Source organism: Antricoccus suffuscus (assembly GCF_003003235.1).
Taxonomy (GTDB): Bacteria; Actinomycetota; Actinomycetes; order Mycobacteriales; family Antricoccaceae; genus Antricoccus; species Antricoccus suffuscus.
On the sequence record NZ_PVUE01000001.1, the window covers coordinates 153,981 to 175,011 of the forward strand.

Consider the following 21,031-nt stretch of genomic DNA (forward strand, 5'->3'; position numbering starts at 1 on the left):
GGACCCCCGCAGCCATTCGTGGTTGCGGGGGTCCAGTGCTTTCAGCGGGGCGAGGCTGCTGAAACATCCGGGCTGGTGGTATTCGCCTTTATTCGCGACCGGCGACTCGCAAAGGCTCGTCGCCGTGCCCGTCCGCCCGCTCTAGGCCGATATTCGCGCGGTCAGCTGATGAGCCAGATCGGCAGGGGAGCGGTCGCCGAGTTGGCGGCGTATCTCCTCGATCGCCGCGGTGACAGTCACTTTCCCGGCGGCGGCATACTCAGCGTCCCTGTCGACGTACTTGAGCGACTCAGCGATATCGAAGGTGATCTGCGGCTCGGGGGCCGAGATCGACAGTGGGGAGGAACGACTGTACGGCGCGAGCACGCGCTGCCAGACCGCGCACCGCTCCGCCCATCCTGGGTCCGGCTCGGTATCCGCCTGTGGGTCGTCGGCCGCGGCCACCGGATAGGACTCCATCCCGCGCAACTGGAGGAAGACCTGTTCCAGCCGGTCGTGCTCGGTGCCGAAAAGCACGTAGTTCCAGGTGCGCGACGGATCTTCCGGATCATCCATAAACTGTGCCCGGCACCGCATGTCGAGCTTGGTCGGCAGCGGGATGACCGACGGTCGGTGCATGATGCCGTGTGCCACATCGAGGAACTCGGCCGCCTGGTGCAGCAGTCCGCGTTCGGTCGTGGTGCTGATGACTAGATCCGCTTCGGAGATCTGGCCGTGCGAGAGCCGCTTGTAGACGGCCTCGCGGTCGTCCGGCGCGTCCAGCAGGTCGATCGCGATCGACGCCAGCGCCCGTACCGTCTCCGCACGCCACACCGGCCAGCCGAACCGCTCCAGCGCGCGGCTGATCGACGGCAGACTCACCGAGGCGGGCATGCGGTATCCCGTGGGTTGGCTATAGCTCATCGCGCAGAGGCTCCTTCATAGGTCGTTCGTCCCATATCGCCGGTACACCGGCAAGTGCTTGTGCGGCAAGCAACATCCACGCGGTGGCTGCCACCGCGGGCGCCGCGGTCATTCCCCACGCCGAGTCCGCGCGGGTAGCCGCGGGCCATGCCCCGCTGCGCAGTCTCGCCGCGTCGAGCGCACTGAGCGTACGGCGCGCCGCGGCGGTCTGGTGCAGGCGACATTGCGCCAACGCGACCCCGGCCGATCCTTCGAACCACACCAGGGGTTCGGTGCTCGGGGCTTGTGGTCCGTAGCCGATAACCGGGGGTGCGACCGACGAAAACCGGGCGACGTGCTTCAGCGCTGCCTGCGCCTTACCCGACTCGCCGACGGCATGCAGGAAGATCGCGCCCCACGAGTTCACGTCCAACGCCTCGTCGTGGTCGGGGCCGTCGAGAGTCCAGCCCTGCAAGAAATGTCGGTCCTTGGCGTCCCACAGCCGTGTGACGACCGAGGTGCCGAGCAGGCTGGCGGCGGTCGCGACGGCCGCATCGTCCACGACGGATCGCGCGAGCGACAACGTATGCCAGGCGTCGAGGTTGTGCTCCGTGGACGCCCACGTGATCGCGACGGTGGGATCGAAACTGCCGTCCGGCAGGTAGGCGCCGTACCCACCGCTGACCAGTCCGGTCATCGTTCCGCTTCGCACCTGCTGCGCCAACAGCCAGCGCACCGCCCGTTCGGCGGCGTCCACGACCGGCGGGCGCGCGGCGTCGTTCTGCGGCACAGTGGCAATGTAGCGCAGCACGGCGTACGCCGCGATGCTGTGGATCCCGGTGCGATATTCCGGCAGCCCGGCCGCCGGGTTGAGTGCGGCGGCCGACGCGATAAACGCGCCGTCGTGCGGCCCGCCCGCCGTCTGCAGCCGCAGCAGCCCGGTCACGAGAATCTGCGCGGTCGCTGCGTCACCCAGCGACAGCGCAGTCAGCAGCGCGAGCGCCTGGTCGTAGGCGTATGTACGCCCCGACAGCGGATCCCCGGCAGGTACGTCGAACGAGCGCACGAGACCGGTAGTGCTGAGTTGGGAGCGGATCCACTCCCATGAGCGCTCCGTCGTGCTCATCAGACCCACCACCGCTGCCGGACGTAGGCGAGCGCGACGACGAACACCAGCGAGCCAAGCCCCTTCCAGAGCAGCCGCAGCTCGAACCGTTTGTCCTGGACCAGCTGCTGCTCGCGGGAGGTCGGCTGATCGTTCACGACGCGGCCACCTTCCCGGTCTTCTCGGTCTTGTCCCAGGTCGTTGCGGCACCACGGAACTGTGCGACGTACGCCGCGAACGTCACCGCGCACAGGAGCGGTCCGAATCCGACGATGGCCACTAGCAGCGGGATCACCGGCCGGGCACGGCGTACCCGGTCCAGTCGGTAGATCGCCCAGGCGGCGAGCATGCTGGCCGAGGTCCAGATGTACGCCGCGAGGGCGAGCGCGTGGCGAGTGTGTTGCGTCCAGTCAAGCCCGACCCCCTCGCAGACCATTCGGATCAGCTCGTGCATCGGCGCCGGCACCAGCACCCACGCGATGATGACGAGGCTGACCAGCCCGGGAAAGAGCACCGCCTGCCGCCAACTGCGGCGGGCGACCGCGCGGTCGATCAGCAGCGTGTACGTCGTGGTGAACACAAACGCCAGCGCCGTGATACTCCAGTAGGTCTCGAACAGGATCCGGGCACCGTTCGCGTCGATGAACCACATCACCACCAGCGACACCGAGACCAGCAGCATGAACGCGGGCAACAGCAGCGTGGAGTACCACTGCAGCCCGAACCAGACGTTGCCGAGGTGATGCACTCGGCTGGGCCGGAAAAAGACGTTACGGAAGCGGCTAGTGACCTGCAGGTTGCCACGCGACCAGCGCAGCCGCTGCTTCCACAGCCCGATCACGCTGGCTGGCTCCTCGGCCAGGCACTGCGCGTTGCCGTCGAAGATGACCTTCCGCCCGCGGATCTGGGTCAGCAGCGTGGTCACGGTGTCCTCGGCGAGGGTTGCCGTGTCGATCTGACCGCCGAGCGCGACGAGGTTCTCCCGGCTGAGCAACTGCGCGCCGCCGGCCAGGCACGCCTGCGCGCGGGCGACGTTCTGCGCGCGGCGGGCGGCGGCCTGCGCCGTGGTGTATTCGTAGCCGATGTAGCGGCTCATCCAGTTAGGCGGCTCGCTGGCCTCCCGGATGAACGCCGTCACCGCGCCCACCTCGGGGTCGGCCAGGTGCCGCGCCATCTTCGCGATCGCGTCCGGCTTGAAGACCACGTCCGCGTCGGTGATCAAGACGGCGTCGGCCCAGTCGTCCTCCAAGATCATCCGAAGCCCGTGGTTGAGGGTGTGTGCCTTGCCCTCGCCGCCCTTCGCCCGCCGGAGCGCCACGACCCGCCCGGGGTAGAGATCGGTCTTGGCTTGCAGCAGCTCCGGGGTGCCGTCGGTGCTGGCGTCGTCGACGACCACGATCCGCAGCCGATCGGGCGGGTAGTCCATCGTCATCATCCGGTCGACCGAGAACTTAAGGACGGGCGCCTCGTTCCACGCCGGCACCAGGACCGCGATGCGCGGCAGGTACGACGGGTCGGCCCGGTCGTAGTGCGAGAACTTCCAGTGCACGGCAATCAGTAGGTAGCCGATGATCGAGCCCAGCATTGGCAGCGCACCGATGATGATCAGCACGCTCAGGACCCATCCGGCGGCGGTGGTCGGCGTGTCCAGTGCCAGCGAGGCGCTCAACGCGCCGGGGTCACTTCATGCACATAGGCCCACTGCCCGACGTCGGCGGCGCGGTGCGCATCGCTGCCGGCGGTCAGCCGTACGCCGCGGGCGGCGAGCCCGGTGAGCACCCGCGCGGACGGGCAGCGCCACTTCTCGTTGGCCTCCACCGCGGTGTCCGTGGCGAGGCACGCGCCGGCCAGCTCGTCGAGCAGCTGATCAGACACGGCCGACTCGTCGAGCCCGCACTTCGGCAGGATGCTGAACAGGTGCGCCAGGATCGCTGGGCGCGGGGCGGCGCGGACCGCGGCGGCGGTGGCGCCCACCAGCTGCTCGACCGCCAGCGCAGGTGTCAGTTCGCCGGAGCCGAGTGACGCACGCACCGCGTCCGGGTGCAGCGGACCGGTCGGCCCGGGAAACTGGTGGTCGGCGATCAGCAGGTAGTCCAGCTCTTCGATACCGGACGGCAGGTCGAGTCGACCGGCGGTGTCCATGATCTTGACTTCGACGCCGCACTTGATATTCAGGCCGTCTATCCGCAGCGCGCGGACCTGGCCGATGTAGTCGGGCAGCCACGTCGTACCCGCGCGGACGTGATCGCTCAGGCCCCACGTGTGCAGGCCCGCGTCGCGCGCCGCCGCCGCCATCACCTCGATGCTGTCGGCGCCGTCGCTTATCGAGGAGTGCGTGTGCCAGTCGACACCGCGATCGATCATCCGGCGGCCACCGGAGCCTGGATCGTGGTGTATTCCTCGATCGGGACAACGACGTCGGCCCAGTGCCGCACGACCGCGACCTCGGTGAAGTCGATGCTGTCGGGGATCCTCTCGCCGTACGCCGCGGCGACCGCGAGAGTGGGCATGTCGACGCCGGCGGCCATCGTCAGCGCCATGGTGCCGGGGAAGCGCGGGTTGACCTCGAGTAGTGCCGGCGTACCGTCCACGGCTCGACGGGCCTGGACGTTGACGACACCGACGACACCGATGGCCTCGGCGACACTGCGGCCGAAGGCGATGAGCGACGGGTCGTGGACGGTCCGCCCGGCGACCGCGATACCGGAGTCGACCTTGTCCCGGCGGCGCGGCACGGCCGACACGATGTGACCGTCCGGTCGGCCCAGCACGTCGATCGAGAACTCCTCGCCGGGCAGGTACTCCTGCATGATGTAACTGCCGTCGCGCGGGGTCTCCCCGAGTGCTTCGGGGCCGTCGATGACGGCGAAGCCGCGCCCGCCCGCACCCGCGCGGGGCTTGACGATAAAGGGCCGACCCAGCGTGCTCATCGCGTGGTCGGTCGTATCGCACTCGAGCAGCATCGTGGTGGGAACGCGCACGACCGACGCGCAGCGCTGCATGAGCTGCCACTTGTCGAGACAGCATTCGAGGGTGGCGACGGTTTCGACCAGCAGCCGGATGCCGTGCGCGGCGAATGTGTCCGCGGCCGCCGACACGTCCGCGAGCTCGACGTCCACGGTCGGGATGACCAGATCGGCGCCGTGCGTGCGCGCCTCCTGCAACAGGGCAGGGACAAAGTCCGGATCGTCACCTCGACGCAGCAGCACCCTGTCCTCGGGCGGCACCAGATACAGCCCCACGGCGTAGGGGTCGATGTCACCGGCGATCACCCTATACATAGGAGTGAGCGCGCGGATCAGCGTCACGGCAGCCGCGCCACCTGCGCCGGTGACGAGAACGGTGGACTGGTGCTGGCTCATGTGGGGACCTTCTGTCCGTCGTTGATTGGCATGACCGGCGCCAGTGGCGCGGCGGCGGTGACCGGCTTGGCGGAGCGTGTCGGGGGAGCGCTCATGCTGCGGATGACCTCGAACGGCTCGGCATACCGCGCCCGAGGGGCGAGGTTGCGAGCCCAGTAGCGGGCACCCGCGATCACCATTTCAGGCTCGAGGTAGGACCGCTCGCGCTGCGAGTCAAACAAGCTGAGCACCTCGACCTTGCGCACTACAACCTCGTCGATAGCCACGAACTTCGTCGGTGCGAAATCGTTGGTCGCCGACGGGGACTGGTAGGCGAAGATCTGCGGCACCCGGCGGCTCGCGCTGATCGTTGCGATGTGGACGGCGCGGTGGTCCTGATGATTGTCGTTCTTGGAGTGCACATAGATGATTGTCGGATCGAACGCCTGGACCACGCATTCGATCATCTGGATGGTGTCCACGCCGGAGTCGATTCTGGTGTCCGGAAGGTTGGCCAGCATCAGCCGCGCACCGATGGTCTGTGCCGTCGCGGTCGACTCCTGGACGCGCTGACTAACGTCGCCACCCACTTGCCCGTGGCTCATCGTCAGCACCGAGACGCTATCGCCGCGGCGCCGGTGATCGAGCAGCGCACCTGCGCAACCGATCTCCACATCGTCCGGGTGCGCGCCGATCGCGAGGACACGCTCGGCACGCGCATCCGCCGCGACGAGGGAATTGTCGACCGTGGTGCTCAGGGCTATCGCGTCCGTGGGGTCGACGACATCGCTGACGCCGGCCCGCATAGCTTCGACAAGCACCTTCGAGTCGAGGGAGCTTGCGGCGCCGGTAAGCACGATCTTGGCGTTCGGGCTTAATGCGTGGAGGTCACGGATAAGGTAGACGCCATCTTCGTCGCCGATGGTGTCCGGCTCGATGAAGACGAAACTGAAGTTGCCCAGACCTGACGCGACGTCCATTGCGTTGGCTGTCGTCGTCGTGATGCGGCGACATCCCAGCCGGTCGAGGGTCGGGGCCGTCGCCTCTTCGTAAGTCGACCCGAGTACGAGAACGATAGGCCTAGGCGCGCCGAGGCGCTGCTCGATGGTGTCAGGCAACGCAAGGTCGAGCGCTGTGGAGTCGTTCAACGGTCGGCTCGATCGTGGTGCGGGGACGTGCAGCTACGGCTCGCTGGGTGAGCAATCACGGGATCCTCCAGGCCTTTCCGGTCCAATTACGCGTGATCACCTCGGCTTTTCGGGTCCGAGTCGGTGCCCCCCAGCACGAGGTAATCCTGACAGACCGCACACGTCCACGCAAACGAACCACGACCTGGGTTGCGTCACATCTAGGCGTCGACAATCCGACCGGTAACTGCCGTCAGCGCGAGTCGTATCTATGAGGCACTGATCCCACAGCCATTCGTGACGCGGCTGTCCGCGTCGACGATGTTGGGCACGCGCTTCGACCCGAGCTGGGAGACGGAGTATTCACGTGGCACTTGGCGCGGAGTCGCGCCAATGTCCCTGGGAGGAACGTCCGTCGCCTCACGCAGCGGTAAATCGCACCTCGCCGAGGTCGTGGCTGAACCGCGCCGAGTATTCGCCGGGAGTCGCGGGCCGGGCGGGCAGCAAGGTGCCGGTCGCGATGATCGATCCCTTGGGAAGTGAGTAATTCAAGCTGCGGATGAGCCATTGGGTCGTGTCGTACGCCGTACCCACCTTGGGATTGGCGCGGCCGGTCTCGGTCTGCCCGCCGGGAAACCGAACTTCGGCGGTGACCTGCGTGAGCTCTTCAGGGTCAAGTCCCGGTCGCCAGGAGTCGCCGAGCACCAACAAACCAGCGAGCCCGTTGTCGGCGGCCATCGCAGGCAGTGCAACGACTGCCCCAGGCGCGGTCGGGTGCCAGTTGCGGAATCTGCCGATCGGGAGCTCGAAACCCGCACCCATCTCCACGCTGCCGGCGATGTCGGAAGTGGACACGTCGCCGGACAGGTCGGCGGTGGTGCGCAGCAGAATCTCCGGTTCGACCAGCGGCACGTTGTTAGCCGCGACGTTGACGTGTGCGCCGGACGGCAAGAGTTTCGTGTCCAGCAGTGTCCCGCGCATAAGCGAGGCGCCGCCGCCGACCTTGTAGCCGCGTGGCGTGCCGCCGTACGCCGAGCGCAGTCGCTCAAGTGTCAGTTCTTGCACGCGGTAAGCGTCGTCAATCGCCAGGTCGTTTAGCGCCGGTGGGAAGTCGTTTAGGTCGCCGGTGGCTGCATCCGTCCGTGCCTCGAGTACGTCGTACGCCGAGGTCAGTCGGTCGACCCAAGCGTTGAGATCAGCATCGTTGGTCATGCTCAGACCCTAGTACGCGCGAATCTGAGGAGCGCTCGAGCGGACTCCCCGAAATGGTGAGGGTGGCCCCGCGCCAGTACTCGCCTGAATCGGCACGGGGCCCGTGACCCGGTTAATGAGTCACGGCGATAGAGGTACCCACGGCGATTCGTCTCAAACGACGAGAAGCGACATCAAAGGTGAGGTGAGTGTCCAAAAGGACACACGCGATGATTGGACGGTCAGCCCTGGATTCGGGTCCCTGGGCGGAGGAGCGCGTCGATCATGCCACCGGTCTCGTGGATGAAATGCCACGCCCACGCGAGGACCGAGGCTTTGGGCTTGCTCGCGACCATGTAGACCTTGATCGGTGTCGCCTGCTCGACGAGGACCCGCGCGCGGGTGATGTGGTACGTCGAGGTCACCACGACAATGGACTTCCAGCCGTGCTGCGCCGCGAGCTTTGCGATCGCGTGCGCTTCGCCGCGCGTGTCGTCCGGCGACGGCACGAAACAGATCACGTCCGGACTCGTGTCGGTCTTGCACTCCTTGTTGGCGCGGGCGTTTTCCGTGCCGGGGGAGTTGGACACGACAAGCGTCGGCGCGATGCCCTGCGCGACGAGTTTCTGGCCGACGGGCAGACGGTCCGGCGCGCCGCCGAGTACGACGACTGCGTCGGCGTGCTTCGGATGATCCACGGCCGGGGCGACGAAATAGAAGTAACAGGCGATCAGCCACACGATGAGGAGCGCGCAGATTCCGGCGAGGAAAGGGTGTCGGCGCATGGCGGCCAGCCTAATGCGATTTGCTGAGAGGCGCCTTCGCGGATTGACCGCGTTGCCGGCGTCCCGTGTGTGGGCGGCGTGAAAGTATTTCGATTAGGACCGAGGTGCGTGGAGGTGCAAGGCCAGTGCGGCAAGAGAGCAGCGCGAGCGAGGTGAGCGCAGTCGACACGGCCGTCGAGCCGGACCCGACACGGTGGCGCATCCTGTCCGTCCTGCTGGTTGCGATCTTCATGTCCCTGATCGGCGTCAGCATCGTCAACGTCGCGTTGCCGTCGATCCAGCACGGGCTCGGTGCCTCCGAATCGGACCTGCAGTGGGTGTTGTCCGGCTACGCGCTCACCTTCGGCATCGTCCTGGTCACCGCCGGCCGCGGCGGCGACCTGATGGGGCGCGGTGGTTTCTTCATCATCGGTGTCACGATCTTCACCGCCTCGTCGGTAGCCGCCGGGTTCGCTCCCACCCCGGAGGTGCTCAACGTCGCGCGGTTCGCGCAAGGTGTCGGCTCCGGCCTGCTGAACCCGCAGGGCGTCGGGATGATCCAGCAGTACTTCCGAGGCGCCGAGCGGGGCCGCGCGTTTGGCTACTTCGGCAGCACCGTCGGCGTATCGGTCGCGATCGGTCCGGTGCTGGGCGGGCTGCTGATCAAGGCGGGCGGCCCGGATCTGGGGTGGCGCATCACGTTTCTGGTCAACCTTCCGGTCGGCCTCATCGCAATCATCTTGGCGTTTCTGTGGTTTCCGCGACCACTGCTGCGGCGTACCTCCCGTACGCCGACGTCCCCAGGGCAACGTGTGTCCCGATCGATGGACCCGGTCGGGTCGATCCTGCTCGGCCTTGCCGTCCTGGCGGTCCTGTTCCCGTTCGTCGAGGCGCAAACCTCGGCCCTGACGTGGCTGTTGATCCCGCTCGGCCTCGTCCTGGTCGCCATTTGGGTGTGGTGGGAACGGCGATACGCCCGCCGCGGCCACAGTCCCATGGTCGAGCTGAATATCTTCCGCACGCGCAGCTTCACCAACGGCACCGTCATCGTGGGCCTCTACTTCCTGGGTATGACGAGCGTCTGGGTGCTCGTTGCCATGTATATGCAGGAAGGGCTGGGGAAGTCCGCGCTCGAAGCGGGACTGATCGGCGTACCCTCGGCACTCCTTTCGGCGTTGGCCGCCAACTGGGCCGGCAAGCGCGTAATGACGTACGGCCGGAAAGTCGTCATCGGTGGCCTGTTGTGCGGGATGGCCGGTCTCCTGCTGAGCATCGCGGTCGTCCTGTTGCACGAAGCGGGCACCCTCAACGAATGGTGGCTGCTACTTCCGCTCTGTCTGGTGGGTGTGGCTCAGGGTTCGGTAATCAGCCCCAACCAGACGCTGACGCTGGCCGACGTACCGCTGGACTATGCGGGAAGTTCCGGCGCCATCATGCAGACCGGTCAGCGGATCGGTACGTCGATCGGCATCGCCGTGATCACTGCGGTCGTGTTCGCGACGCTGGGAAGCAACTCGTGGTCGGTCGCGGTGTCGACCGGGTTCGCGCTGATCTGCGTCGTCGTACTGCTCGCGCTCGGCGTCGCGCTGAAGGATCTGCGCGACCGCGCCAAGGCAGCCACCTCGAGGTAGGGATTACGTGGAAGTTCGGCGTACGCCGGCGTACGCGGAACTTCCACATAAGTCACCTAGGGGCACGACGGGCAGCTGATGAACGGGCCCGGCCACGTGCGTTGCAGCAACAATCCGCCGACCTCGCGCGCGACGCCGCACGCATCGCCAAACACCTTGGTCCGAACCCCTTTATCGTGGCTGGAGCGACCGGTGATGTGGTCATGAAATCACGCCGGCTAAGCGAAGCGAGTCGATGCCGTTGTCATCGATGCAAAGCAGCTCCCGTAGTACCTCGGTCGTGTGCTCACCGGCGTCGGGCCCGACGTGACGGATCCGCCCAGGAGTCACCGAGAGGTGCGGAATGACACCCGGCATACCGATACTCCGACGGTATTGCGTATCGGGTACTCGAACCAGCATGCCTTCGGTCCAGGCGTCATCGTCGGCGAATAAGTCCGCCATCGAATTGACCCGCCCGACCGCGACCTCATTGGAGCGCAGGGCGTCGTAGAGCTGATCGAGAGTGCGACTCGCGAATTCCGGTTCGAGGAGCGCATCGAGCGCCTCCCTGTTGCGTACACGATCTGCGTTGGTCCTGAAGCGCTCATCGTCGACCAATTCCGGCCGACCAATCGCGGTGCCGAAGCGTAGCCACATGCTGGGGGTGCTGATTGGCACAACGATCCATTGGTCGTCACCGGTGCGGTAGATGCCGTTAGGTGCGATGCCGTTGCGATTACCGGTGCGCTCTGGGGATCGGCCACTCGTCTCGTACGCGGCGACGAGGCCTTCGAGCATACGCAGTGTCGCTCCAGCGAGGGACAGCTCGACGAGTTGCCCTCGTCCGGAGCGTTGCGCCTCGTAGAGGGCAAGCAGGATGGAGAAGGCGCCATGCAGGCCGCCGACTCCGTCGGCGATCGCGTAGCCAGAAAACATTGGAGGCCCGTCGGGTTCGCCGGAAGCGTAGGTCAGGCCGGCGTATGCCTCGGCGACCCGGGCGAAACCGGGATCGTCGCGACGAGAACCAGATCGTCCGAGCGCGGACAGGTGATACATGATTAGGCCTGGGTTGGCCGCCGACAGTGCCGAATAGCCGAGGCCCCATTTTTCCAGCGTCGACATGCGGAAGTTCGTCGAAACGACATCGACCTGGGCGGCTAGATCGAGAAATAGCGCCTGCCCGCGCTCGTGGCGCAGGTCGATTGCGATGCTCCGTTTGTTGCGGTTGGAGATCTTCGATTGCACTGACCGACCCTGCTCGTCAGCGGAAATGAGACGCATAGGGTCGCCGCCGCGGATGTCCTCCACCTTGATCACGTCGGCACCAAAATCGGCGAGTAGTCCACCGGTAAGCGGCCCCGCAAGCATCGTGCTTGCGTCGAGCACCTTCACGCCGCGGAGCGGACCAGGGGTGTCGTTCGTGCCGTCATGTGGCCGGTCGTAGCTCATGGGTCTCCTTGGGTAGTAAACGTGGGATTGATGCGACAAGCAATTGCGTGTACGCGTGGCGTGGGGTGCCGCAGACTTCGTCTGCGGTACCGGACTCCACGATTTGTCCTTCACGCATCACGTGTACTCGGTCGCACAGCTGGCGGACCATGGCTAGGTCGTGGCCGATAAACAACATGGCTGAGTCTGGACGTAGCAGGCCGTATAGCAGGCGGGCGACGGAAGCCGCCGTAGTGACGTCGAGCGCGCTTAGCGCCTCGTCGAGGATCAGCAGCGACGGCTCGACGATGATCGCTCGTGCGATAGCGACCCGTTGACGCTGTCCCCCAGACAATTCTCGAGTGGTGCGGTGCAAGAAACTGGCATCGAGGCCGACCGACTCGAGTGTCGCGACGACCCGGTCCTGTCGATTACGCGTACCGAAGTTGGCGTGGATCGCCAAGGGCTCACCGACCAGCTCCGCTACCTTGTGACGTGGGTTGAGCGCCTGAAGCGGATCTTGGAACACGGTCTGTACCGTCCGGCGATACGTCAGGGGAGCTGGCGTCGGCAGCGCCCCGACATCCGTGCCAGAGATCATCACTCGCCCGGTGAAAGGAACGAGACGTAGGAGCGCGCGGGCGAGGGTTGATTTCCCGGATCCCGACTCGCCTACGAGCCCGGTAATCTCACCTGGGCGAATGTCGAGAGAGGCGTGATCGACCGCGATGAACGGCTTGGGCCGTATATCGCCAATGCTGCGTCGACGAGGAAATTGCACGGTGAGGTCCTCGATCAGGCCCAGCGGTTCTGACGCGTTCATGCCACTACCTCTTGTCCTTGGGGCGACTCGAGGATCGCGCGGCCCGGTTCATTCCGGGGGACAGCGCTGACGAGCGCGGTTGTGTAGGCGTGGCTGGGATGAGCGATGACGGTCCCAATCGGACCGGACTCGACGACGTTGCCGCGCAGCATCACGACGACTCGATCAGCGAGTTCGCTGGCCACTCCGAGATCGTGAGTGACGAGTAAGACCCCGAACTCCCGCTCATGGCACAGGCGGCGCAGCAGCTTGATGATTTCGCTTTGCACAGTCACGTCGAGCGCTGTGGTCGGCTCGTCAGCGATCAGCAGGATCGGAGACTTGGCGAGTGCCATAGCGATCATGACCCGTTGCGCCATACCGCCGGAGATCTGACCAGGTCTTAATCTCGCCACTTCATCGGGGCGACGAAGCCCGACCGAGGTAAGCAGCGAAGAGATCTCCTCGGTAACGGGGCGTCGCGCTGAGGGGGTATCCGACTCGGTATCCCTTGAGGTGGCGAGTCGACGCTGGGCGACGATAACGTCTCGCAGCTGGCGTCCGACCGTTTGCAGTGGGTTCAGCGCCGCGGAGGGCTCCTGGAACACCACTCCGACGCGGCTGCGCCACGCCGCCCTCGTCTTGCGGTCGGCGCCGACGAGCTCGAGCGGCTCCCCGCCTCCGAGCCGTACTTGGTCGGCGTTAGCTGATGCAGGTGGAGTGAGAAGGTCCGCAAACGCCATAGCGACCGAGGTCTTCCCGCTACCGGACTCGCCGACCAGCGCGACGACCTCACCGTGACCAACCGTCACGTCGGCCCGATCGACCGCAACTGTGTCGCCGTAGCGGACCGTGACTCCGCGAGCGTCGAGCAATGGCGCTGAAGCGGGGTCCGGCTCGGATCCAGCGGCAGCCACGCTGTCGGTGTCGGCGTGATGGGATGGGGCGGCCTGCATGCCAACCGGCTCGAGATATCCGGTTGGGTTGTCCAGAGCGGTACCCCTACGCCGGCGAACGAGCGCGTCTCCGACGATGTTCAGCGCCAGGACCGTCAGAACGAGCGCAAGACCCGGCGGGATCGCCTGGAACGGTGCCTCACGAATCGCGCGTTGCGCGCTGGACAGCATGACTCCCCAGCTGGCCGCAGGGGGCTGGGTGCCAAGGCCAAGAAAGCTAAGGGCCGCTTCAATGGTCACCGCGTGCGCAAAGACCAGGGTCGCCTCAACGCCCATGGGGGCTGCGATGTTAGGGGATATATGACGGCGGAGCAAGCGGAAGCGACCCGCACCGATCACCCGGGCGCCATCCACGTAGAGCCGCTCTCGCTCCGCTAGGGTCAGGCCCCGCGCCAACCGGGCGATGCCCATCGCGAACGCGATCCCGACTGCCAGCATCGATCGGCTGAGTCCGCTGCCGAGTGCCGCAATGAGCGCGATCGCCAGCACGATGGCCGGGATCGCCGAGATGCCCTCGACGATGCGCATCACGATGCGGTCGACCCACCCACCCAAGAGCCCGATGGCCATGCCGATCCCGCCGCCGAGGACCACGGCGATCGCCGTTGCCTGCAATCCGGCGATAGTCGACACTCGGGCTCCGTCGATGAGCCGACTTAAGGTGTCTCTGCCTAAGTAGTCGGTGCCGAGCCAATGCGCGCGGCCCGGCCCGGTGAGAGCGGCACCGAGGTCGCCGACCGTCGGATCGTAGGGAACGATCCATGGGCCGATAACCGCGAGAGTCGCGACCACGAACAGGATGACCCAGGACATTTTCACTAGCACGGATCCGCCCCTCATGCTGCACGAATCCGGGGATCGATGAGGGCGTAGGCCAAATCCAGCAGGAATTGGATCACAGCCACCAGGAGAGCCATGAGCGCGACGAAGCCAAGCACGACCGGAATGTCGCCGTTGTGGATCGCGTTGAGGACGAGCTGGCCGAGCCCCGGCAAAGCGAACACCTGCTCAATGACGACGGCGCCGCCGACGAGCACGGCAGCTTGGCCGGCGATGATCGTCACTACGGGTATTGACGCGTTTCGCAGCGCGGTGCGCCATAGTATTCGACGGCGGGTAAGTCCGCCTGCGACTGTCGCGCGGACATAGGGCTCGTGTAGTACCTGCACGAACCCAGCCCGCGTCTGGCGAGCGAACGCGCCGGCGGCCGCGGCCCCGAGTGCGATCGACGGCAGGGTGATACTGCGTAGCCAGCCACCCGGGTCTTGGGCGAAAGGCACATAGCCCGTAGCCGGGAACCAGGGTGTTTTCATTGCGACGTACGCGACGAGCAGCAGCGCCAACCAGAAGCTCGGAATGGCCTGGCCCAGGGAGGCCCCACCGGTGAGGAGCGAGTCGCTACTGCGGCCGGCACGAATTCCCGCAGCGATCCCGGTCGGGATGCCGATCACGAGCCCCACGACGAGGGCCGCGACCGAGATCGACAGGGTGACGGGCAGGCGAGTCATAAGTGAGTCGATCACCGGCGTCGAGTTGGACCAAGAGGTCCCGAGATCACCGTGGACCGCACCTAAGAGCCAGCTTCCGTACTGAACGAGAACTGGACGGTCAACGCCGATCTCGTGGCGGAACGCCGCATACGCCTCGCTTGTCGCGTTATCTCCGAGGCGGACCACGGCGGGATCGGTCGAGGTGAGTTGCAGCAGTAGGAATGCTACAAAACTGGCGATGACTAGTAGTGGAATGAGCGCTAAGAGGCGGCTCAGAGCGATACGTAGCATGGGCTCGCTCAGACGACAGTGATGTCGTACGGTTTCGGCACGTTGTCCGATGGCGCGAGCTGCACACCAGAGACGTTTTTGCCGACAACGACGGTTGGAATCTGATGGCCGATGACGATCATGTAACCCTGGTCGATCAGGTATGTGTAGACATCTCGCCAGCCTTTGCTTTGCTGTTCTTCCGTCTCGCCGTTAAATGCCTTCTCCGCGAGTGCTGCGAGATCGCCCCGGTCGGTCTTCAGCGGATCGTATGCGCCGCCGGGCGCGTTCCGTTCTGAATATTGAGATTCAGCGGTGAATCCGCGGGCAATGGTTGGGGTCATGACAGTCGAGCCGTTGCGCATCACACTGGCGAGTGTGCCGGGTTCGACCTGGTTGAGCTCTACGGTGATGCCGATATTTCCCCACATCTGCTGGACGGACTCGGCCACCTCGGTGAGAGCACCGAAGGTCGGGAGGGTAACTGAAAACCCATCCGAATAGCCAGCCTCGGCCAGTAGCTTCTTGGCCTTAACGGGGTCGTAAGCGAGGTCCTCGAGAGACTTGTCGTAGTAGGGGGTGTCGGGGAGCCAGAAACTGGGGCTCGGGTTGCCGTTGCCGAACTGGAGTCCCTTATTGAAGGCTTTACGGTCAATGCCCAGGTTCAGGGCCTTGCGCACGCGCGGGTCTGCCATCGGCTTAAGCAGTGTGCCGTCGGTGTCCATGATTTGCATGTAATAGACGTTTGCGTTAGCACGTTCGATGAGTTGGAGCGATCCACTGTCGAGGGTCGCTCGGTCGGACTCGGCGCGCATCTCGATGACGTCGACCTGGCCGTCGAGTATGGCGTTGGTGGCTGCCGAGGCGTCTGCAAGTAGCCGGAGTTCGACGGTATCGACCTTGACGCGTTTGGGATCCCAGTAGTCCGGGTTGGCCTGATATACCTGTACTTCGCCGGCGTTGGAGGCGGCCGCGTCATAGACCCAGCCACCGGCGCCGATGGGCTTGGTGTCGGGATCAGCATCAAACGACGCCGGGCTCATCATCATCCCTGGCAGCCGGGTGAGTTGGGAAAGCATATCGGTTGTCGGGTGGACGAGGTTCAGGCGCACAGTCGAGTCATTGACTGCTTCGGCGGATGTGATGTTTGAGTAGAACGCTGCGGACGGACTCGCCGTCATCGCTATTCCCCGTTCGAAGTTGGCGACTACGGCCTGGACGTCCACCGGCGTACCGTCGCTGAACTTCACGTCGGGGCGAAGCTGCAACTCAAAGGTCGTCGGAGTGATGATTTCCCACTTCTCGGCGAGAGCCGCCTCATAGGTGCCGTCAGGCAAGGCATGGATCAGGGTGTCGAACACCGGATTCAGGTAGTACTCCTGAGCGACAGCAGCCATCTGCGGGTCAAACGTCTGAACGTCGGTGGCGACCGCAACCTTCAGCGTGCCACCGGGTTTGTCCGTAGCGCCTGTCCCCCCGCCACAAGCGGCGAGCAGAAGGCTGAACAGTGTTATGACGACGGCCAGGGTGCGTAGGCGACTACGACGCATCCCGTGCGTGGATCTAATGACTGCAGTCTCGTGCATCGCGATCTCCTGTAATTCCTGGTGGATTAATCAAGAAGAAAATAATTAATCAACACCGTAGAGGAAAGATTTATGTGACGCAAGAGATCGCTTGAAAGAAGGTACAGTTGATGCGGACAGCTAACAGAGAATTCTGAGCCGGCCGCAACCTCGCGTAACACGCTGTGTCAGACAAATTGAAGGAGATGCCTAATACTGTGGATATAGCTGCCGGATCGGGCCGCAGAAACCGTGATCTCCGCCTGAGCAACACTCGCGTTATTCTCGATGCTCTCCGAGGAGGCGGTCGTTTTTCGCGGGCCGAACTGGCGCGCCGCACGACCCTCTCCGCGCAGGGTATTGCGATAATTCTCAACGCTCTTGTTGAATCTGGTCACGTGCTTGAGGTCGACGTGCACGGCGCCCAGAGGGCACAAGGACGACCCGCCCTGCAATATGAGTTCAATCCGCTGCGGTTCTGCGTCGTGTCGCTCTACGTCGGACTGCGATACGCAGAGTTGACGCTCTGCGATGCGCGAGGCCGCCCAATTTCCGAGAATGTACAGTTCCATCCCGGCTGGGATGTCCAGCGGATTATCGATGAATCGGTCGGTCGCATCATTGACCTACGCGTCGCCCACGCAGTCGCTCACCTACCGCTGTATATGGGCGTCGTTGTCCATGGAACGGTCGATTCCAACACCGGGACCGTCGATAGTCCAGGGATGGGTTGGCGCCTTGTTCCACTCGTCGAATTGTTAGCTGAACGCATCGAGGCCGTCATTACCGTGCATGATGCCTCCCGTGCGGCGGCGCTCGCGGAGAGCCGCGAAGGTATGGCGATCGGGGTCCGAAGAGCAGTCGTACTGAACTTCGGCCCGGAGATTACTGCCACCCATATTGTGGACGGGGTACCCGATGTTGGTTCCGCGGGCCTTGCCGGACGGATCGGTCGTGCTCGGATTTGGAGCCAGGACCAACTGCGTTACATTGACGATATCGCTGGCAGCGTCGCATACAAGAACCGTTACGTTGAGTTATCGGGTCAATCTATCGAATGGGCAACCGAGGTCACGGAGAGAGCAGCCGCTGGTGATCGCGACGCCGAGGAGGCTCTTGAGCTCAGCTTTGAGAGCTTCGCGCGTGCGTCCATGTGGCTCATCACAATCACCAATCCCGAACGACTCATTCTGACCGGCTCGGCTGGGGGATTCCTGGAACGTTGGCGGACAAGAATACGGACTCGGATCATGGAGCTGGTCGACCCTGCGTTGTTCGACGGCATCAGGATCGACTTCACCGATCTCGGCCGCCAGGCTTGGCTTCGCGGTGGAGTGCACGCCGTGCTCGATCACCAGCGAACTCGCGAGTTACTCGACCAGGAGCGTGCAGCTAACCCGCGCATCCTGGCGACTCAGCCCGAGAACTAAGTATCGGGCGTTTGAGATGGGATCCGCTCAACGATTTTGCGAGGGACGTACTTGTGGGTCGGACGACTGTACAGAAAACTGAATCGCACGGGTGGGTCTGGAATGCTCACCCGCGATAGCCGGTCAGCCTTGGATTCGGGGCTCGGGCCGGACGAGCGCGGGGAACGGGGTATCGGCGTACACCGGCCGGCCTAGTTGGCCAGCTGAGACGTGCCATCGCCGGATTACGTGGAAGTTCGGCGTACGCCGGCGTACACGGAACTTCCACATAAGTCACCTAGGGGCACGACGGGCAGCTGATGAACGGGCCCGGCCACGTGCGTTGCAGCAACAATCCGCCGACCTCGCGCGCGACGCCGCATGCATCGCCGAACAGTTCGCGTGATCCGTAACGCAACGACGACTGACCGGAGCGGGTGTTCGCGTTGTCCCTGGCGCGGTCCCGAAACGACTCGGTGTGCCACTTCAGGCCATCGAGTTCGACGACCAACCCGTACTCTTCGTACCACTTATCAACAGCGCCGGATTCGGTCGCCGGATGCGCTTGCGGTGTGCCAGAAGGAAGCCCGTGAGGGCGTTCGACGCGGTCGGCGTACTGGTACTCCAAGACGCTGTGTACGCCGCCGGCCGCCTCCCGAATGACGGCTTCGATCAGGGCGCGGTGACGTATCCGTGGCCGGCGATGTAATGCCAGTAGCAGTTTCTCGGGTGTGGTGAGTCGACGTTGCCCGACGGCGGTTATCCACGCGACGACGTCGTGCGGTGTGCCTTCGTTGCATAGATCGAGCACGGTGTCCTCGAGGCCGACGCACCGTAGTCCGCTCAGGCTGCGAAACTGGCGCGCAGTGAGGTCGATGCGTCGGTAAATTGCGTTGACTCGCTTTGTGGCGCGGCGCGAGCGGTCGATGGCGATCTGGACCGGCAGCGACTGATCGTCATCGAGTCCGAGCAGGTACGCCGCCGTACGTCCATATACGGCGCAATCGTCGTCGAGGTAGGCGTTCCATAAGTACGCGTCCCAACTCGGGCGCGACGGCGTGGTCAGCACGGTGCTCCGGTCGAGGCGCTGCCAGACCCCGTCACTTACGAACCTTTCGATCGTTCGGCGACCGACGCGCACATCGCCGAGCTGCGCGCGAGTCACGACCCCGCCCTGGCGCTGCGCGAGCGCTAGCGCTTTGTGGACTGGGCTCATGGAATCCATGGCTATGTCTAACCAAAATTCGGGCGGGCGGGGTATCCGCGCTCGTTTGCTGTGGATAAGGCGATCCGCGGGCGCGAGTTGTGTGGAAATCTCGTGTACGCCGGCGTACGTGGAACTTCCACACAAATCGCCGAGGTGCTAGAGATGACTTACAAGGACCGCAAGTCAGGAGAGATATCAGGTGGCATCCAGCGGCACGACTGAATACAGCGACGGATCAGTTCGACTCACGGGTGACGCACCGCTCGTTCAACTGAGCATCGAGAACCCGCCGGTAAACGCGATGACCCCATTCGTTCTGCGCGGGCTGTGGGAGGCCGCCCACAAGGCTTCCGAGTATCGGCAGATGCGGGTGCTGGTCATCCGCGGCGGCCGGGAGGGCCGCTTTTTCTGCCCGGGCGCGGATCTCGATCGTCTGCAGGGTCGCGTGCCGGACAACTCCGGCGTTAATCTCGCGGCCGACCCGCGACCATTCGAACTGCCCGCCCTACTCGCCGAACTCAACGCCGTCACGGTCGCCGGAGTCAACGGAAGCGCAGCCGGGGCCGGTTTCGGGCTAGCCATGGCGTGCGACCTTCGGTTCGCCACTTCGAGCGCGCGGTTCAATTCGGCGTTCCTGGACGTCGGGGTCGCCGGCGACCTCGGGTTGGCCTGGAGTCTCACCAACAAGGTGGGACCGGCCATAGCCGCGGACGTGATGTATCGCCCGCGGAAGATCACCGCACAGGAGGCGCTCGAGACGGGCCTGGTGAATGAGGTGTACGACGATGCGTCGTTTGACGAGTCGCTCGGTGCGGCGGTTGAACGGCTGATCGCGGTGAAGCCGGCCGCCGTACGCGGGCTTCGGGACAACCTCACGAAGGCTGGGCAACTGTCGTTGCGCGCGTACCTGCGACACGAGACCGGGCGCCATCTGGTGATGACGCGGCCAGATGTCCTAGCCGATCCGGACTTCGAGGGAGACGTGCGATGAGCGGGCAGATCACGCTGGAGATCAACGACCCGGTCGCGGTCATCACGCTCGACAACCCGGGCAAACTTAACGCGATCGACAACCAGATGGTGCGCGATCTCCGTGAGGCGGTAGCGGAGGCCAACTCCTCGAAGGAGGTCGTCGGCATCGTCCTTACCGGCGCGGGTCGCGGTTTCTGTGCGGGCCTCGACGTCGCCGAGCTGGCGGCGGCCACGACCGCTGCGGAGTCCGGGCCTGGTCAAGTGTCTGGCGCCAGGCAGACCGATCCGCACGGGTTGTTCACCTACCTGCTGGAGACGGACAAGCCCGTGATTGCGGCGGTCAATGGTCCGGCGGCGGGTGGGGGCGTCGTACTCGCCGCGGCAGCCGACGTACGGATCTTCGGCGCGAGCGGCTGGTGTCGCAGCGTGTTCCTCGAGCGCGGTCTGATCGGCGAGCACACCATCACCTGGATGCTCGCCCGTCAGATCGGCACCGGCAACGCGCTCGACTGGCTCTGGCGTCCGGACAAGATCACCGCCGAAGAGGCACTGCAGGCGGGCTTCGCGCAACGGGTCGTGCCCGACGAGCAGTTACTTGAGGTGGCCGTCGGTTACGTCGAGGCGATGGCCGCGCGGATGTCACCCTCCGCGATGCGGCTCACCAAGCAACTCGTCTACCGGCATACCTCCATGTCTTTGCGAAACGCTGCCGCGGATAGTGACACCGTCGGCTGGCAGGCGATCGGTGACTCGGATGCGCGCGAGGCGATGGCAGCGATGGGCGAGAACCGTCCACCGCGGTTTGGGCGCTTGGGCGACGGCACCTGACAGCCGCCTGGCCCTAGGCACCGCGCGGCGTGAACTATCCATACAAAGCCCAAAAGCGATACGTTCATTGACACGAGCGAG

19 protein-coding genes are annotated in these 21,031 nt (G+C 64.9%); 4 read left to right on the top strand and 15 right to left on the bottom strand.

The genetic code is table 11. The features are described from left to right. Nucleotides 1-141 precede the first annotated feature (141 nt). From CLV47_RS00750 to CLV47_RS00790, 9 genes are all read right to left on the bottom strand, one after another. A complete protein-coding gene (locus CLV47_RS00750) occupies nucleotides 142-903 on the bottom strand; it encodes a hypothetical protein (protein WP_146135242.1) in 762 nt (253 codons plus the stop codon). Next, a complete protein-coding gene (locus CLV47_RS00755) occupies nucleotides 893-2,008 on the bottom strand; it encodes a hypothetical protein (RefSeq protein WP_146135243.1) in 1,116 nt (371 codons plus the stop codon). Before CLV47_RS00755 ends, CLV47_RS00750 begins: the two co-directional genes overlap by 11 nt. Beyond that, complete coding sequence (locus tag CLV47_RS21930; protein ID WP_170110892.1) at nucleotides 2,008-2,145, bottom strand: hypothetical protein; 138 nt, start codon at nucleotides 2,143-2,145, stop codon at nucleotides 2,008-2,010. The genes CLV47_RS00755 and CLV47_RS21930 overlap by 1 nt, the downstream gene beginning before the upstream one ends. Beyond that, the gene (locus CLV47_RS00760; protein WP_202862302.1) at nucleotides 2,142-3,656 is read right to left on the bottom strand and encodes a glycosyltransferase family 2 protein; all 1,515 of its coding nucleotides are present in this window, start codon (nucleotides 3,654-3,656) and stop codon (nucleotides 2,142-2,144) included. Before CLV47_RS00760 ends, CLV47_RS21930 begins: the two co-directional genes overlap by 4 nt. Further along, nucleotides 3,653-4,351, bottom strand: coding sequence for a PHP domain-containing protein (locus CLV47_RS00765; protein WP_106347091.1), 699 nt, complete (start codon nucleotides 4,349-4,351; stop codon nucleotides 3,653-3,655). The genes CLV47_RS00760 and CLV47_RS00765 overlap by 4 nt, the downstream gene beginning before the upstream one ends. Further along, a complete protein-coding gene (locus CLV47_RS00770) occupies nucleotides 4,348-5,349 on the bottom strand; it encodes an ATP-grasp domain-containing protein (RefSeq protein ID WP_106347092.1) in 1,002 nt (333 codons plus the stop codon). The genes CLV47_RS00765 and CLV47_RS00770 overlap by 4 nt, the downstream gene beginning before the upstream one ends. Next, nucleotides 5,346-6,476 carry a PIG-L deacetylase family protein gene (locus CLV47_RS00775; protein WP_106347093.1) on the bottom strand — a complete coding sequence of 377 codons (1,131 nt, stop codon included), beginning with the start codon at nucleotides 6,474-6,476 and terminating at the stop codon, nucleotides 5,346-5,348. The genes CLV47_RS00770 and CLV47_RS00775 overlap by 4 nt, the downstream gene beginning before the upstream one ends. A 399-nt stretch (nucleotides 6,477-6,875) precedes the next feature. Then, nucleotides 6,876-7,667 carry a hypothetical protein gene (locus tag CLV47_RS00785; protein ID WP_106347094.1) on the bottom strand — a complete coding sequence of 264 codons (792 nt, stop codon included), beginning with the start codon at nucleotides 7,665-7,667 and terminating at the stop codon, nucleotides 6,876-6,878. A gap of 221 nt (nucleotides 7,668-7,888) precedes the next feature. Further along, entirely contained in the window at nucleotides 7,889-8,431 is a 543-nt protein-coding gene (locus CLV47_RS00790) for a YdcF family protein (protein WP_106347095.1), read from the bottom strand. A 125-nt stretch (nucleotides 8,432-8,556) separates the two neighbouring features. Between CLV47_RS00790 and CLV47_RS00795 the strand changes: the two genes are divergently transcribed. Beyond that, nucleotides 8,557-10,041, top strand: coding sequence for an MFS transporter (locus tag CLV47_RS00795; protein WP_202862303.1), 1,485 nt, complete (start codon nucleotides 8,557-8,559; stop codon nucleotides 10,039-10,041). Nucleotides 10,042-10,242: 201 nt separating this feature from the next. On the opposite strand, the gene CLV47_RS00800 is transcribed toward CLV47_RS00795, so the two are convergent. From CLV47_RS00800 to CLV47_RS00820, 5 genes are read right to left on the bottom strand one after another with little or no spacing between them, the layout of a single operon-like run. Next, nucleotides 10,243-11,472, bottom strand: a complete 1,230-nt coding sequence (locus tag CLV47_RS00800) for a CaiB/BaiF CoA transferase family protein (RefSeq protein WP_106347096.1) — start codon at nucleotides 11,470-11,472, stop codon at nucleotides 10,243-10,245. Then, nucleotides 11,450-12,274, bottom strand: a complete 825-nt coding sequence (locus tag CLV47_RS00805) for an ATP-binding cassette domain-containing protein (protein WP_106347097.1) — start codon at nucleotides 12,272-12,274, stop codon at nucleotides 11,450-11,452. The genes CLV47_RS00800 and CLV47_RS00805 overlap by 23 nt, the downstream gene beginning before the upstream one ends. Beyond that, nucleotides 12,271-14,034 carry a dipeptide/oligopeptide/nickel ABC transporter permease/ATP-binding protein gene (locus CLV47_RS00810; protein ID WP_170110893.1) on the bottom strand — a complete coding sequence of 588 codons (1,764 nt, stop codon included), beginning with the start codon at nucleotides 14,032-14,034 and terminating at the stop codon, nucleotides 12,271-12,273. The genes CLV47_RS00805 and CLV47_RS00810 overlap by 4 nt, the downstream gene beginning before the upstream one ends. Before the next feature lie 11 nt (nucleotides 14,035-14,045). Continuing rightward, entirely contained in the window at nucleotides 14,046-14,990 is a 945-nt protein-coding gene (locus tag CLV47_RS00815) for an ABC transporter permease (protein WP_106347099.1), read from the bottom strand. A gap of 8 nt (nucleotides 14,991-14,998) precedes the next feature. Beyond that, the gene (locus tag CLV47_RS00820; RefSeq protein WP_106347100.1) at nucleotides 14,999-16,555 is read right to left on the bottom strand and encodes an ABC transporter substrate-binding protein; all 1,557 of its coding nucleotides are present in this window, start codon (nucleotides 16,553-16,555) and stop codon (nucleotides 14,999-15,001) included. Nucleotides 16,556-16,932: 377 nt separating this feature from the next. Here CLV47_RS00820 and CLV47_RS00825 point away from each other — a divergent pair, with 377 nt between their 5' ends. Then, nucleotides 16,933-17,964 carry an ROK family protein gene (locus CLV47_RS00825; protein ID WP_170110894.1) on the top strand — a complete coding sequence of 344 codons (1,032 nt, stop codon included), beginning with the start codon at nucleotides 16,933-16,935 and terminating at the stop codon, nucleotides 17,962-17,964. Nucleotides 17,965-18,241: 277 nt separating this feature from the next. On the opposite strand, the gene CLV47_RS00830 is transcribed toward CLV47_RS00825, so the two are convergent. After that, the gene (locus CLV47_RS00830) at nucleotides 18,242-19,159 is read right to left on the bottom strand and encodes a type IV toxin-antitoxin system AbiEi family antitoxin domain-containing protein (protein WP_106347102.1); all 918 of its coding nucleotides are present in this window, start codon (nucleotides 19,157-19,159) and stop codon (nucleotides 18,242-18,244) included. Nucleotides 19,160-19,349: 190 nt separating this feature from the next. On the opposite strand from CLV47_RS00830, the gene CLV47_RS00835 reads away from it, so the two are divergent. Next, a complete protein-coding gene (locus CLV47_RS00835) occupies nucleotides 19,350-20,141 on the top strand; it encodes an enoyl-CoA hydratase/isomerase family protein (protein WP_106347103.1) in 792 nt (263 codons plus the stop codon). Then, a complete protein-coding gene (locus tag CLV47_RS00840) occupies nucleotides 20,138-20,950 on the top strand; it encodes an enoyl-CoA hydratase/isomerase family protein (RefSeq protein WP_106347104.1) in 813 nt (270 codons plus the stop codon). Before CLV47_RS00835 ends, CLV47_RS00840 begins: the two co-directional genes overlap by 4 nt. Nucleotides 20,951-21,031: the final 81 nt, after the last annotated feature.

Coding starts and splice junctions, on each gene's coding strand:
- CLV47_RS00750 (WP_146135242.1), bottom strand. CDS start 903: ATGAGCTATAGCCAACCCACGGGATACCGCATGCCCGCCTCGGTGAGT.
- CLV47_RS00755 (WP_146135243.1), bottom strand. CDS start 2,008: ATGAGCACGACGGAGCGCTCATGGGAGTGGATCCGCTCCCAACTCAGC.
- CLV47_RS00765 (WP_106347091.1), bottom strand. CDS start 4,351: ATGATCGATCGCGGTGTCGACTGGCACACGCACTCCTCGATAAGCGAC.
- CLV47_RS00770 (WP_106347092.1), bottom strand. CDS start 5,349: ATGAGCCAGCACCAGTCCACCGTTCTCGTCACCGGCGCAGGTGGCGCG.
- CLV47_RS00785 (WP_106347094.1), bottom strand. CDS start 7,667: ATGACCAACGATGCTGATCTCAACGCTTGGGTCGACCGACTGACCTCG.
- CLV47_RS00790 (WP_106347095.1), bottom strand. CDS start 8,431: ATGCGCCGACACCCTTTCCTCGCCGGAATCTGCGCGCTCCTCATCGTG.
- CLV47_RS00800 (WP_106347096.1), bottom strand. CDS start 11,472: ATGAGCTACGACCGGCCACATGACGGCACGAACGACACCCCTGGTCCG.
- CLV47_RS00805 (WP_106347097.1), bottom strand. CDS start 12,274: ATGAACGCGTCAGAACCGCTGGGCCTGATCGAGGACCTCACCGTGCAA.
- CLV47_RS00815 (WP_106347099.1), bottom strand. CDS start 14,990: ATGCTACGTATCGCTCTGAGCCGCCTCTTAGCGCTCATTCCACTACTA.
- CLV47_RS00820 (WP_106347100.1), bottom strand. CDS start 16,555: ATGCACGAGACTGCAGTCATTAGATCCACGCACGGGATGCGTCGTAGT.
- CLV47_RS00830 (WP_106347102.1), bottom strand. CDS start 19,159: ATGAGCCCAGTCCACAAAGCGCTAGCGCTCGCGCAGCGCCAGGGCGGG.
- CLV47_RS00840 (WP_106347104.1), top strand. CDS start 20,138: ATGAGCGGGCAGATCACGCTGGAGATCAACGACCCGGTCGCGGTCATC.